Raw genomic sequence first — 15135 nt, 5'->3', positions numbered from 1 at the left:
ATGACAAAAACTAATTCTTCGCCACAACCTCGCGAAATAGCAGCTATCGATATCGGTTCAAATAGCTTTCATATGGTTGTGGCTCGCATTGTTGGTCAAAGCCTTCAAATTGTCAGCCGTCATAAACAAAGAGTCCACCTTGCATCTGGGCTTGATAAACATTTAAACCTTGATCAAGCCGCCATGAATCGCGGCTTAAGCTGCCTTGCAATGTTTGCCGAAAGGCTACAAGGCTTTAAACCTGAAAATGTCCGTATCGCGGCAACGTACACGTTACGTCAGGCGCAAAATGCCCATATTTTTCTCCAACGAGCTGAGCGTATTTTACCCTTCCCCATCGAGATCATTCCCGGCACAGAAGAAGCCCGCTTAATTTATCTTGGCGTTGCACATACCCAACCCGATAAAGGTAAAAAACTGGTGGTCGATATCGGTGGTGGTAGCACTGAATTAGTCATTGGTGAAGACTTTGATACCCATATTTTATATAGCAAGCATATGGGGTGTGTAAGCTACAACAAACTCTTTTTTTCTAATGGCAAACTCAGCCGTAAAAACATTGCGGCGGCACAACTTGCAGCACGCCAGAAGCTGGAAAGTATCGCCAGTAAATATACCGATATTGGATGGGATAAAACCTTGGGCTCGTCTGGCACCATTAAAGCGATCCGTGAAGTATTAATCGCTCAAGGTCATAGCGATGGGGTGATCACCTCATCTCGTTTAAACCAATTACTTGATCAAATCAGTGCTTTTAAACATCAAGATGATCTCGAACTTCCGGGCTTAACCGATGAGAGAAAGCCTGTTTTTACTGCCGGAGTAACGATTTTAAGTGCCGTGTTTGAAGCGCTTGATATTGATGATATGCATTTTTCCAATGGCGCATTACGTGAGGGGTTACTGTATGAAATGGAGCAACGGTTCCGTCACAGTGACATTCGTATTCGTACCGCTGATACAATGGCAAAACAATACAATATCGACACCACACAAGCGAAACGTGTTCAAACAACTGCGATTAAAATTTACGACCAAATAGATACTCAACCGGGCATGAACAAAAATGAATTATCGACCTTGCTATCATGGGGCGCGTTACTTCATGAGGTTGGATTAAATATTAGCTATCCCGGATTTCATCGCCATAGTGCATACTTACTTCGGCATAGCACGATGCCAGGGTTCAATATCGAACAACAAACGGTACTTTCAACGTTAGTACGCTATCAACGTAAAACATTAAAACTGACCGAAATGCCCGAACTGACCATCTATAAACGTAAGCACCTTTACCCCTTAATTCGTGCCTTACGTATTGCCGTGGTGCTAAATGGGCAACGCAGTGATGAACCATTGCCACAAATAAAAGTTAAGGCCAATAAAGAACACTGGCAATTAACCTTATCTAAAGGTTGGACAACAGAAAATAAATTACTCGCAGCAGATATGCGCACAGAACAAGAATATTGGCATAAAGCGGGATGGATGTTAGACGTTAACGAATTGAGTGACTCATAGTATACCTAACCGTTAAAACAACAACGCCAGCGAAATGCTGGCGTTGTTAATTAACCATTTTTACTTAGCTTATTAGGCAGTAAAAATCATCTACAGTTACAGCCCAAGCGCAGCCATATTTTGTTCAACAACCTTCACGGGTAACGGAATATAACCGTCTTTTTGAACAATTTTCTGGCCGTCACTCGATAGAATAAACCGCAGAAATTCGCCTTCCATCGGTGCTAACGGCTTGTTCGGATGTTTATTAACATAAATATATAAAAAGCGTGATAATGGGTAATGACCACTGACTGAATTCTCAATCGTCGCTTCAACATAATCATCCCCTTCACGCGCGACAGGTATCGCTTTAATCCCTGTCGTTTTATAGCCTATCCCTGAATAACCAATCGCATTTAATGACGTTGATACCGACTGTACAACCGATGCCGATCCCGGTTGCTCATTAACATTGTTACGAAAATCCCCTCGACACAGCGCATGCTTTTTAAAATAACCATAAGTCCCTGAAACTGAATTTCGTCCATAGATCTGAATACCACGATCTTTCCAGCTACCGGGTAAGCCAAGCTGTCCCCATTCGGTAATTGGCTTTAATGCGCCACAACGCAATGTTCGTGAATAAATCGCATCTAACTGCTCAAAGTTAATCCCCTTTAATGGATTATCTTCATGCACAAACACCGCAAGCGCATCGACGGCAACTTTAATCGCAGTCGGTTTATAACCATACTCTTGCTCAAATGCTTCAATTTCTTTGTTTTTCATTGCTCGGCTCATCGGGCCAAGTTGCGCTGTCGCTTCAATTAATGCAGTTGGTGCTGTTGATGAGCCTGCGGTTTGAATTTGAATATTAATATTTGGATAGCGACGTTTAAATTCTTCCGCCCAATAAGTCATTAAGTTCGCCAAGGTATCTGAACCAACTGACGACAAGTTACCCGAAATGCCGCTCACTTTCTGATAAGGCAATAAGCTTGGCTCTACTGCTTTAACGCTTGATGTTTCTATACTGGATGTTTCAGTTTCAGCCTGAGCGCTACCTGCCAGTAATAACAACAATACCCCAACAAAAGATTTCAATCGCTTATCTATATATTTCATCTCTTTAATCACTTCTAAATATCATCGGCTAATTCAGCCGCTGGAGTGTTATCTGCAATTAATCGAGACGGTAATGTAAATGCAAAAGTACTGCCTTTTCCAAGCTCACTTTCAATTTCTAAATGGGAATCATGGTGGCTCAAAGCATGTTTAACAATCGCCAGTCCTAAACCACTACCGCCCGTTTCACGAGAGCGGGCTTTATCCACACGATAGAAACGCTCTGTTAAGCGATGAATATGCTGAGCTTCAATGCCCTCACCGCTATCTGTTACTTCTAATCTTGCGCCGTTAGGCGAGCGATACCAACGAACCGTAATATCAGCATCACTTGGAGTATGTTTAACCGCGTTATAAACCAAATTAGAAATTGCACTACGTAGCTGATCATCATCACCTAAGACACTTAAGCTCTGATCAATCTCAAAATTAAAGTGCTGATTTTTATCCCCACTGAGTGAGATCGCTTCTTTTTCTAAAATATCTAACATCGCTGGAACATCCACCACTTCCTCTAACTCAATGGTTGGAGCGGCTTCAATTTTTGACAAGGTTAATAGCTGCTCAACTAGCGAATTCATTCGTGCTAATTGCTCCGTCATCACACCATGTGCACGATCCCACATTGGTCCTGATAACATATCAGGATCTGACGACATTTCGAGATAGCCTTGCAGCACCGTCATTGGCGTGCGCAATTCGTGAGAAACGTTTGCAAAGAAATTACGACGCATGCCTTCAAGCTGCTTAAGCTGAGATACATCACGTACCGCCATCAAATACTCACCTTCGGTATAACGCATGATCCGCAGCTCTAAGGTGCGGTCATAGTTCATAGGTGAAGTGATTTCTAATGGCGTATCAAAAGATTGTCTTGCCAGATAACGGACAAAATCAGGGCTTCTTAATAAGTTACTGATAGGTTGACCCGCATCATCAGGCCAACGCAAGCCCAATAATTGCTGCGCTAATTTATTACACCAAACGATATTGCCTTCACTACGGAATACAACAACCGCATCGGGCAATGATTCAGCACCATTACGGAAACGACGAATTAAAGTAGTGAGCTCTTTACGGCGACGACGATTACGTTGTTGTAAACGATACATGCCATTAAATAGCGGCTCCCAACTACCAGAGCCAGAAGGAGGAGTAAGGCTACGATCTTTCCATAACCAATCTGACATTTTCAATTGATTGTGGAAATGCCAAATCAGTTGAATCCAAGTTGCGACGAGTAAAAACCACGGTAAATAACCGAAAATCATACCAAGGATGATCCACGGTAGATAAAACAGAATTAACTCCCATACCAATTTTTTCCATGACAATCTTTCGACCATGCTTTACTCCTTGTAACGGAGTTATGGTATGGATCCGTTACATTAAATTTCTTTACTCGTACAAACAACACAACCTCCAACCTTATCGAACTGCGATAATGGGTGAAGGCTCGTATTTTTCTTTATATAGCCAACCCGAGTGTGGGTTGTGGATCATTACTATGGGCGAGTTGAGAAGCGATAGCCCGCTCCACGTACCGTTTGCACCATCTTATCGTGCCCACCTGATTCTAACGCTTTACGTAAACGACGAATGTGAACATCAACAGTACGATCTTCAACATAAACGTTAGTGCCCCAAACATTGTTGAGTAATTGTTCACGACTATAAACGCGCTCTTGGTGCGTCATAAAGAAGTGCAGCATTTTAAACTCTGTTGGGCCCATCTCTAATGGTTCATCATCCGATGTTACACGGTGCGATACAGGATCTAATTTCAGCCCTTGCACATCAATTACATCATCTAATGCTGTTGGTGACACACGACGCATAACCGCTTTTAAGCGTGCCATTAACTCTTTTGGAGAGAATGGTTTAGTGATGTAATCATCCGCACCTACTTCAAGACCACGAACTTTATCTTCTTCCTCACCACGTGCTGTTAACATTACAACAGGGATTTGGCGTGTAAGTTCATCGCGCTTAAGGTGTTTGATCAGGTTAATACCTGAACCACCGGGTAACATCCAGTCCATGAGAATAAGTTCAGGATATGGTTCGCACATTTTTTCTAGCGCTGTGTCATAGTCCTCAGCTTCGATCGCTTGATAGCCCTTTTGCTCCAACACGAAACATAACATTTCACGAATTGGAGCTTCATCTTCTACCACAAGAATCCGTCTTACCATAATCAAATATACCTAGTCGTTTGCTTCATCTGACAAGCGCCATTATGTGTTCTTAATATTACACTTTTGTGACTTATTGTAATAAAAGTATAAACTAAGTTGAATATGTATCATTTAAACACTCTCATATTTTATAAAATAATGATATGAATATTAAATAATTACAATGAGTTAATGCGTATTTATATTAACCTTTTATGGCAATATGACTACGTCCCCCCCCTTGTGCTTCAACAGCCACTTGCACCCCGATACGTTCAACTAAAGTGCCTACATGGGAAATAACACCAATTTGTCGACCATCCGCTTGAAGTGCATCCAAACAGGCTAATGCCATTTCTAAACTATCAGGATCTAGGGTACCAAATCCTTCATCAATAAACAGAGAGCCGAGTTGTCGCGTATCTGCCGCCAGTGAGGCTAAGGCTAAAGCCAAAGACAACGACACTAAGAAACTCTCGCCCCCCGAAAGCGATTCCACACTACGTACTTCATCGCCCATATCATGATCGATAACCTGCAACGCCAACGGGCTTCCCGGTACCGGTTGTAACGCATAACGTGGCGCAAGATCTTGCAAGTGATGGTTGGCATTAATCACTAACTGTTGCAGTGTTAACCCTTGAGCCAAGGTACGGAATTTATTACCCGTAGCCGAACCGATTAAATCACTTATTTCCATCCACAGCTCAGTTTGCGTTTGCTGAGTCGCTAATGCAGAGCGTAAATCGCCTGCTTGTTTCTCGGCTTGCTCGCCTAAATCTAAGCGCTGACGCAATTGGAAGACTTGATCATCAAGTTGCGATTTTTCCGTCTGCCATTGGCTAAACAATTGCTGCTGAGTTGAGGCGTCATCACTAATGTCATGTTCACTAAACCACTGCTTGGCTAATTCAACCGTCGGCTGATAATCCACCTGTGCTTGCTGTCTTTCTTTAACAATAGTTTCTCCTTGCGACACCGCTTGCTCTAGCTGTTTTAGCTCACTGCGCTCTTGCTGTAACCATGCTTCATCGTGACTTAATAATGCCATTAATTCAGCTTCTGTTAACGCAAGCTTTTCCAACCATGCTTGCCACACTTGTTGTAGATTCTGTTGTGCTGTTTCAGATTCTGCTAATTGTTGGGTCGCGTTCTGCTGTTTGGTTAACTCTGCGGCAATCACTTCTGCCAATTGGTTTAATTGTGTTTGTCGCTGTTGGCATTGTTGCTGCTGTGCGTCAACATCGGCTTTGGCTGAGCGTTCAATCGTATCGAGTGGCTGATCGCCAATAAGCTCAATACGTTGTTGCCAACAAACCTGTTGCTCTTTCGCAAAAAGGGCTACTTTTGCCGTTAACTCATCGGCTTGTTGCTCACCATGCTGAACGCTATTGGTTAATGTTGCGAGCACTGGTGCAAGCTCTGTCAGCTGTTTTTCAAGCAATTGCTGTTGCTCAATATTGGTTTGATATTGTTGAACTTGGCGCTCTAAATCGGCAATAAAGCCCGCTTTACCTTGCTGAGCTAATGCATTTATCCATGCGTCATTACCATAGATTGTCATTAACGCCTGCTGTCTTTCAGCGATCACGTTTTGCACATTATTAGCTTGTGTCGTAAACGCATTACATTGTTCTTGTGCTTGAGTTTGCTGCTGCGTTAACAGATAGCATTGCTCTTTTAGCTCCGCATCTTGCTTAGTTAATTGCTGTAATTGATGCTGCTGTTGCTTGACCTCTTCAATCAGCACTTTGCGCTGCTCACCCTGTACTTTAATCTGCTGCATTTGCGATTTAGCATCATCAACTGCTTGTGACCAATGCGCTTGATAATGAGAAAGCTGAGCCACATCGCTATCAGTCGATAAGGTAATTTCAGTCAAAGTAATGGCATTTAGATCCGTTGCCATAAGATCGGTCCAATGGCATTGCTGCTGATTAACTAACGTCTGAATCGTATTATTAAAACCTGCAATCTCTTGCTCAATATCAGTGTGACGTTGCTTATCTTGCAAGACAGATTGAGTTAGCTGGCGCTGCTCGGCATTAGCATCTTGCAATTGCTGGGCTAATTGCTGTAATCGCTGTTGTTGTTGGCTAATAATGCTTTCAACTTGCGGATTATGCTGCTGATAAGGATGATTTTCAGAGCCACACAGTGGGCAAGCTTCACCTTCAACAAGCTGCTCGCGATAGTCAGTTAAGCTCATGACAGCACGGCTTTGGTTTAGCTGAAGCTCTACTTCTTTATGCTGAGCACCAAGTTGTAATAACTCAGGCGCTAATGCCGCCAAACGTTGTTCACTGCCTGCAATATTCGTCACTAAACCTTGCTGCTGAAGCTGAGATTTATCACGCTGTTGAAGCAAACCATGCCATTTATCTAGGCCGAATAAACTCTCTTTTAACTTACTACTTAATTGCTGATATGCAGAGTAATGCTGGCGTTCTTGATCTTGTAATTGTTCTAATGCCGTTAGATCGTGCGCTGCGGTTTGCTGCGTTAATTGCAGCTTTTGCTGATCTAATGCTGATAACTGTTTATCCAATTGGATCTGCTGCTGCGCCACACTCGCTAACGTTTTTTCACGCTGTTTTATGTCAGTTTGCAGCTGTGCAATTTGGCTTTGCGCTTGTTGATACTGACTGATGTTATCTTTGATCGCATTTTGCTGCTCCGCTAAGGCCTTTACCCCTTGCGTTTGAGCCAATGCAGCGGTCACTTGTTGCTGTTGTAACTGGGCGGCGTGTTTCTGTTGTTGCTTACTCACAAGTTGCTCACGCTGGGTCGTGAGATCTTTATTTAAGCCAGCTAATTGCTGCTGTAACTCTGCGCTTTGCTGCTGTAAAGCATCACGCTTTTGCTCAATACTTGCCGCCTGTTTTAGCTTTGGTTCAAGATCGGTTAACAGCTGTTGTTTTTGCGCTAATTGCTGCTGGCTTTGCTCAACACTCGTTTGTAATTGCCCTTGTTGTTGCTGCTTAGCCGTTAATTCAGCGGTCGCTGATTGTAGTGATTGCTGCCACTTGAGCACTTGTTGCTGCGCTTGGGTTAATAGCGTGAAATCACCGCGAGCAGGCAGTGCTTGCTCATATTTAGTCAATTGCAAATAACGCGGCGCGGCTAATTGTTGGTCTTGCTTGGCTTGTACTAACTGCTGCTCACTTTCACCAATACGCTGCGTCAGTTTTTCAGCATTCACCAACACATCTTGATGCTGTTTTAGTTGCTCTAACTTTTGTTGCTGGCTATTTACTTGTTCACGAGCACTGACCAATTGAGTATTTAATGCTTCGCGCTCTTCGTCAGTTAACAGTGCGATATCACCTAACTTACCTTGAAGTTGCGTCAGTTTGAGCTTTTCATCTTTGGCACGTTCATGAGCCGCAATGGATAATCGACCGTAAATTTCACCGCCCGTCATACGCTCTAACAGTGCTGCACGTTCATCAGCCCCTGCTTTTAGAAATGCCGCGAATTCGCCTTGTGGCAACATCACAGCACGACGAAACTGATCGAAGCTCAAGCCAATCAGCTTTTCAATTTCTGCTTGTAGTTCTTGTTTTTTACCCGCGAAACGCTGCCCTGTTTCAATGTTTTCTAACCACTGTTCAGCGGCTTGAATTTTGCCTTCTGCACGACCACGCGCACGACGAACATGCCAATGCGAACGCCAATGTGAACCATCATTGGCAATAAAATCGACTTCGGCAAAACCTTCACCTTTACCGCGCGATAAAATACTACGCACATCATTGGCTTTGATGCGGTTATCTTCATCATCACGACCGATTTCAGCATCGTTCTTTTTGTTTGATTGCAAACGCGGAATACGATCAAACAACGCCAAACAAATCGCATCGAGCAAGGTTGATTTACCTGCCCCTGTTTTACCTGTGATCGCAAACAAGCCAGCATCGCCTAATCTGCCACCCGCAAAATCAATCTCAAATTTGGTTTGTAAACTCGCTAAATTTTCACCACGAAGCGCAAGGATTTTCATTGTTATTATCTCTCTTATTCTTGTTCTTCAACTTGGGTTAATAGGGTTTCAAACGCTTCAGCCATTGCTTCGGTTGGCTCACCATCGAATTTCTTATTCCAACTTAATGCGAACACTTGTTGTGGCGACACCTCTGATAATCGACGGTGTTGCAAGCTATCTTGTTGCTCGCGTTGGCTGTAATGAGGCGTAATTTTGGCAAGGCGAACAGATTTGCCTTCTAATGCTTGCAGCACTTTTTCACGCAAGAGGGCTTGTGGTTTATCAAGCAACACATGCACTTCTAAAAAGGGTTGTTGCTCACGTGGCAATTCATCGTCAGGTAAGGCTTTTAATGCGGCTAACACTTCATCTAACGGCGCGGGTTTTGTTGGCACTTTAAGCATATAGACACAGCGAGGAATACTGATCTCTTCAATCGCTTTAACGTCACTACCATCAAACTCTACTGCTAAAATTTGGTGGTTATAATTACGCTCTGACATCGATAGTGGAATCGGCGATCCGCTATAACGCACATGCTCTTTCTTCGCCACTTTTTGGGCTAAATGCAAATGTCCAAGCGCGACATAACCCATGTCATCAGCAAAAATTGAGGCTGGTAGCGCATGTTGATTACCGCCAAGTACACGACGTTCTGACATTTCAGATAATTGCCCTGATGCCATATACGCGTGTCCCATGCCGATCATCGCTTGTTCTGGCGCAAGCAATTCACGGGCGGCTTGGGTCATATCGCTATATAGCACTTCTACCCCTTTAATTAAGCGGTCTTCGTTTTCATCAAGGTTATCGGTACGTAAATCTGCGCTGCGCAAAAACGGCACAGCTAATACATACGCGGCAGTTTGTTTATCTTTATTAGTGATAGGCACCAGCATACGCTTAACATCTAAGGTGCCATCTTCTAAGCGATGGATACCGCCAACCATATGCAAATCAAAGGCTTTTAATAGTTCATGAGGCGCATCAAGCTTGCTTGGTGAATCATGGTTACCGCCAATCATCACTACATCTAAATTCGGTAGGGTTTTCGACACTTTTGCCAAAAAGCGATACAACATGCGCCATGCGCTGGCTGGCGGATTGGCAGTATCGAAAATATCACCAGCAACTAATAAGGCATCCGCTTGCTGAGCTTCAAGTTCATCGGCTAACCAATCTAAGAACGCTTGATGTTCATAGTCGCGGTTATAACCGTGGAGTTGATGCCCTAAGTGCCAGTCAGAGGTATGGATAATTTTCATAATATAATGCGCAACCTAGCCAGAAATAATCTGCTGATTGTACCGTGAGATCTGCCAAACCACATCTGCTATTTCACTGCCTTACACAGCTATCACGGAATTTTATTTTTGATAAATAAGTCAGGGGTTTAGTTTGGGGAAACTAGGTGTAGTTTTAGGTAAGTTAAAATGAAAAAAGACCGCTGTACAACGATCTTTTGAATGTGTATTTAACAATTCTATTTATGCGCACTGAGATCTTTTTTAATACTTTTAATATAAGTGAGCTCCTTAGGTATAGAGTTTTTTGATTGCGGTATAACCTTCGTAGCAATGCCTATTCCAGCTCCTGATAGTCCGGCAATAAATGGCGTAACCCCAAATATAGATGCTGTTCCGATAGCACTTAAACTTAAACCTAAAATCTCCCCCATACCTCCCATTACAGATCTCAGTGAATCAATAACAATCTGAATTTTTGACTCTTTCATTGTTCTATTTAAATCTCTTAATGACAGTTCAAGTTTTGTCATCTCAGTATTATAAGCCCTCGGAATATCAGCCGAGCTTATGATTGATTGATAAAGTTCATCAAGATAAATTCGGAAAGCTAATAGTTCATCATATCGTCGAGTTTTAAATTCAAGAATATCCCCCAAAGGAGTATCAACAGAAGGTACTGGTAATAAATTATAAAGATTAAATTCAAGGGACTGTTTATCTTCAGCATCAAAAGACATTAATTCTGAGGCTACTTGCCCTTTAGACCAGCAACCTTTATTTTTAGATTCAAGAAGCATATATACATCTTCATGAGCTCTTAAGATTTCATCACCCGCATATCTATCAAGATGAATATTTGTACAGTCATCAATTCGAGCCAAACCGACTCCTTGACCAAGACCTATATTCCTCATCATAAGGGTGTGACTATTATTCATACCAAAAGCATACATATTATATTCTTGCCCATAAGGTGTACGTTCAAGAACTCCTGCTTTTTGTAAAAAACGAAATTGATGACAATCGAAATCTAAAAAAGATGATTTAGGAACGTTGATTTTATCCCAATATAACAGATACTTACGAAGCTCCATATCATCAACAACGGATTTAAAAAAAACCTCACCTGTAGGTAAAAAAGAAAACTGAGGAGATAATACAATTCCGCGTTCCATATAAAATCCAAGTAATAAAGATAAGGAATAACATACTAATAGAGAACGTAAAATAACGCATCCAATTAGAAAGGAAATGTACTACCTTGAAAGGAGACATTTTAAAATAGAGAAAACAACATAATCCGTGTTCACATAGAAAATAAGTTCAAACCATCCTCTTACTCACAAAAGTGACCTATTTACACCTAATTTCCCACGTTACTATTAAGTAAAGAATGTGAACCACCAGCATAATTCCTCTTTTATATCAGCTCTGTTTTGCATCACTCAAAAATTGAATCTCGCTTCATTTCCCATAAATTCAACCACCTATACCCCATTCCGAGCCTAATTCATACCACCAATACAAATTATTACACATGAGTAATAATTAATTACCAAATTGTGTAATTGTTTTGTTTTTTGAAAGAATTAATATAGCCACATCGAAACGCACAAGACGTTCACAAAAATTCAAAACAAAAGGTTTTATTACTCATGAAAACAGTTATTAAAGCAACAATCGCAGCCGCTATTATCGCAACATCTTTTACTGCTGCAGCAAAAGACGGTAACTTCACTGGCAACATTAACGTTAAGCAATCAAAAACTAATGCAGTTAATATTGGTCACTACCAAAAACAAGGCACTGCTGAACGCTCTCACTCTGGCTTAGTATTTTCACAGCACAAAGCTGCATTAAACTTTTCTGAAAAACTACTTTCAGCAGCAGATAAGTAAGTATTACCCATAAAAGAACACTACTCTTTCTTTTATTATTACTGTTTAACTATTGTTCTTTCTATTTTCCATTAATTACTAACTTAAAAGGTAATTATTGTACTTTTTGTTACGCCCTACAAAAGGCTGAATCCGCTATTTCAGCCTTATTATAAAAAATAAGGTCAATCCAATGACAACATTAACCGAAAAGCCAGGCATCACTCTGATTAAATCAGGTACTTTTAAGCTAAATGATTTAAGCAAACTGTTAGAAGTTGAAGGCTTAAAAAGTGATATGGCTGAAGTTGCTGTTACCAATAACAGCGCGCCATTGACGATTGGTCATTTCACTATGTCTCCAGGCGTAGAGTTTGAATACTTTTACGATTCAGTAGAGTACAAAGTGGTTACTAAAGGTAAGATCGTCATGCGTGATACAGACGGCAATAAATACGTTGCTGAAGTGGGCGACGTTATCCTGTTCTCACCTGATGTTACTGTTATCTTCGATGCCGAAAGTGACGGTGAAGCTATCTACACCGCGCATCGCCAAGCTGCAGAAGATTTCGCGCCTGCTAAATAATTTCATTGCCAAATGAATCCTCTAAAGCCTTAAGTTTTGCTCAAGGCTTTTTTCTGTTTGTAAATCCCCCCCTCCTTACTTTATTTCATTAACGCATCCGATAATGGCAGAATTCTTTAATAACAAATGTCCACACAATCAGAAAATCCCATCTAGACTCTATAGTAATTTTTAACCCTATCATTTCGCCTTTCTAACTCTCGATCTTAACGGTCTTTTTTATTTTGTCGATGCGGCGACAGTGATAATTATCCCATTATGAACGAACTCATAATCATTATATGAGGACTGACTATGTCACGAATTATTATTGTCGGTGGGGGTGCTGCTGGCATTGAACTATCAACCCTATTAAAGAAAACAATAAGAAAAGAAGATGATGTCATCTTAGTTGAACCAGAAACCCATCACTTCTGGAAACCGCGTTTGCATGAAATCGCAGCGGGGACATTTGATAGCGATCTTGATACGGTTTGTTATTTCACTCATGGCGCGCGACATGGCTATCAGCATTATCAAGCCTCAATGACAGATATCCATCGCGAAGAAAAAACGATTTCTGTCTGTAGTGCTGCCGATAACATTAACTATGAGCTGGATTACGATTATTTAATTATCGCTATTGGCGCGGTAAGCAATGACTTTAATACCCCTGGCGCTAAAGACCATTGCATCTTTTTAGACTCAGCCAACCAAGCACGCCAAGCATGGCACCGAATGAGCTACATTTTACGTGCAGGAGAGCCCCGTACAGTTAATATTGTCGGCGCTGGTGCAACAGGGGTTGAACTGGCAGCAGAGCTTGAACGTGTGAGTAGAAAGCTACAACGTTATAACGGCACACCGTTAACGATTAATTTAATAGAAGCGGCAGATCGCGTATTACCAAATAGTCCTGAAAAAATGTCGCGTAAGGTGCAACAAGAGCTTGAGAAAAATAACATTAATGTTTTACTTCAAACTCGCATTAGCGAAGTGACTGAGAAAAGTATGATCACAAGCGATGATCGTACGCTTGATGCTGATGTTCAATTTTGGGCGGCTGGGATTAAGGCCCCTGATTGGCTAAATGGTATTGGCGGATTGGCTTATAACCGTATCAATCAAATTGAAGTCAATATGGATTTAACCACAACGGTTGATGACTGTATTTTCGCGCTCGGTGATTGCGCGGCTATTCCGCAACCCGATGGCAGTTTTGTTCCACCAAAAGCACAGGCGGCGAATCGAGCAGCAGAACATTTAGCCAAAAGTTTGGGTGGTTTTTTACATGGGAAACCACTCACTGACTTTATCTTTAAAGATGGCGGAATGGTGGTTGCGGTTGGGCATTACTTTGCGGTTGGCTCTTTTGCTCCCGGCTCTAAAATGGAAAGCCAGTTTGTGTTACATGGGCTACTTATTCGCCGCATCTACGATACGATTTTCCGTTTACACCAAAGAACCATCAGTAACATGTTTACGGTTTCTCGGTTAATGGTTGCTAAACGTATGAAAGCGATTTTCAAACCTAAAATATAACGGCTTTATTGTGAGAGCATAAATTTAATTTCACTCACAGTTCAGTAAGTTATTACACAATCTTAAGCTTCAATCACAAACGCCTCTTAGTAATTTTTAGTGGTTAGGTTAATATGTGCGACCCAACTGTTTAACCCTAGGAAGTGTGACTGCCATGATGTGGTTTAAGAATTTACTAACCTACCGCTTTACGCGTGAAATTGATTTAAATGCAGACCAACTGGAAAAACAGCTGGAAGAGTTCCGCTTCACGCCTTGTGGCAGCCAAGATATCCAAAAATTTGGCTGGGCACACGCATTAGGCAAACATGGTGATATGTTCACCCATGTTTCTGGCGACAATATTTTAATTTGTGCGCGTAAAGAAGAAAAAATGCTGCCAGCTTCTGTGATCAAAGAATCACTGAATAACAAAATTGAGATACAGGAAAAAGATCTTGGTCGTAAGCTGAAAAAGACTGAGAAAGATACGCTTAAAGATGAAATCGTGATGGATTTACTGCCTCGCGCTTTCAGTCGTCAATCGCAAACTTTTGCCCTTATCATGCCAAAGCTTGGCTATATTGTGGTTGATGCAGGCAGCTTTAAAAAAGCAGAAGATATGCTAGCGCTACTACGTAAATCTATCGGTAGCCTACCTGTTGTACCTGTCGTTCCTGAAAAACCGTTAGCCCTAACGATGACAGAATGGGTGCGTAGCAATCAAGCGCCTCATGGATTCACTATCGGTGAAGAAGCAGAGTTTAAAGCGATTGAAGAAGATGGCGGTGTGATCCGTTGTAAACAACAGGATTTAAACTGCGACGAAATTCTTGCACACATTGAAGCAAACAAGGTGGTAACGAAACTGGCTTTAAACTGGCAAGACCGTGTCGACTTTGTCCTTGCTGATGATTTAACCGTGAAACGTTTGAAGTTCTCTGATGAAATCAAAGATCAAAACGAAGATATCGACCGTGAAGATATGGCGCAACGTATTGATGCGGATTTATCACTGATGGGTGGCGAGTTCTCAGCATTCTTACCAAACCTATTTGAAGTGGTTGGCGGTTTAGAAAATAAAGGCTAATCCCTTTATTTAATCGACATCGAATATGCGAAATAAAAGCCGTGG

11 protein-coding genes are annotated in these 15135 nt (G+C 41.8%); 5 read left to right on the top strand and 6 right to left on the bottom strand.

Going from position 1 to position 15135, the window contains the following annotated elements:
• On the top strand, positions 1-1521 hold the full coding sequence (ppx, locus tag C9J42_RS14940) for an exopolyphosphatase (RefSeq protein WP_107302112.1): 1521 nt from the start codon (positions 1-3) through the stop codon (positions 1519-1521).
• Between the two features lie 96 nt (positions 1522-1617).
• Here ppx and C9J42_RS14935 read toward each other — a convergent pair whose 3' ends face one another.
• The 6 genes from C9J42_RS14935 to C9J42_RS14910 form a co-directional block, all read right to left on the bottom strand.
• Entirely contained in the window at positions 1618-2628 is a 1011-nt protein-coding gene (locus C9J42_RS14935; protein WP_107302121.1) for a PstS family phosphate ABC transporter substrate-binding protein, read from the bottom strand.
• A gap of 14 nt (positions 2629-2642) precedes the next feature.
• A complete protein-coding gene (phoR, locus tag C9J42_RS14930) occupies positions 2643-3974 on the bottom strand; it encodes a phosphate regulon sensor histidine kinase PhoR (protein ID WP_107302111.1) in 1332 nt (443 codons plus the stop codon).
• Between the two features lie 159 nt (positions 3975-4133).
• Positions 4134-4823: a phosphate regulon transcriptional regulator PhoB gene (gene phoB / locus C9J42_RS14925; RefSeq protein ID WP_005369349.1), complete on the bottom strand. Its 690-nt coding sequence runs from the start codon at positions 4821-4823 to the stop codon at positions 4134-4136.
• Between the two features lie 187 nt (positions 4824-5010).
• Complete coding sequence (locus C9J42_RS14920) at positions 5011-8808, bottom strand: AAA family ATPase (protein ID WP_107302110.1); 3798 nt, start codon at positions 8806-8808, stop codon at positions 5011-5013.
• Between the two features lie 14 nt (positions 8809-8822).
• Complete coding sequence (locus C9J42_RS14915; protein ID WP_107302109.1) at positions 8823-10055, bottom strand: exonuclease SbcCD subunit D C-terminal domain-containing protein; 1233 nt, start codon at positions 10053-10055, stop codon at positions 8823-8825.
• Between the two features lie 218 nt (positions 10056-10273).
• A complete protein-coding gene (locus C9J42_RS14910) occupies positions 10274-11212 on the bottom strand; it encodes a DUF6236 family protein (RefSeq protein ID WP_107302108.1) in 939 nt (312 codons plus the stop codon).
• Positions 11213-11692: 480 nt separating this feature from the next.
• Here C9J42_RS14910 and C9J42_RS14905 point away from each other — a divergent pair, with 480 nt between their 5' ends.
• The 4 genes from C9J42_RS14905 to rdgC all read left to right on the top strand — a co-directional run bounded on the left by C9J42_RS14905 (position 11693) and on the right by rdgC (position 15090).
• Positions 11693-11935 carry a hypothetical protein gene (locus tag C9J42_RS14905; protein WP_107205957.1) on the top strand — a complete coding sequence of 81 codons (243 nt, stop codon included), beginning with the start codon at positions 11693-11695 and terminating at the stop codon, positions 11933-11935.
• 172 nt (positions 11936-12107) lie between these two features.
• A complete protein-coding gene (locus C9J42_RS14900; protein ID WP_005369367.1) occupies positions 12108-12500 on the top strand; it encodes a hypothetical protein in 393 nt (130 codons plus the stop codon).
• A gap of 294 nt (positions 12501-12794) precedes the next feature.
• Positions 12795-14021 (top strand): NAD(P)/FAD-dependent oxidoreductase, encoded by a 1227-nt coding sequence (locus C9J42_RS14895; RefSeq protein WP_107287723.1) that lies wholly within the window; start codon positions 12795-12797, stop codon positions 14019-14021.
• A gap of 157 nt (positions 14022-14178) precedes the next feature.
• Positions 14179-15090, top strand: coding sequence for a recombination-associated protein RdgC (rdgC, locus tag C9J42_RS14890; protein WP_199187096.1), 912 nt, complete (start codon positions 14179-14181; stop codon positions 15088-15090).
• Positions 15091-15135 lie beyond the last annotated feature (45 nt).

Source organism: Photobacterium sp. GB-56 (assembly GCF_003026105.1).
Taxonomy (GTDB): domain Bacteria; phylum Pseudomonadota; class Gammaproteobacteria; order Enterobacterales; family Vibrionaceae; genus Photobacterium.
This window is presented reverse-complemented; position numbering and strand designations above follow the sequence as displayed.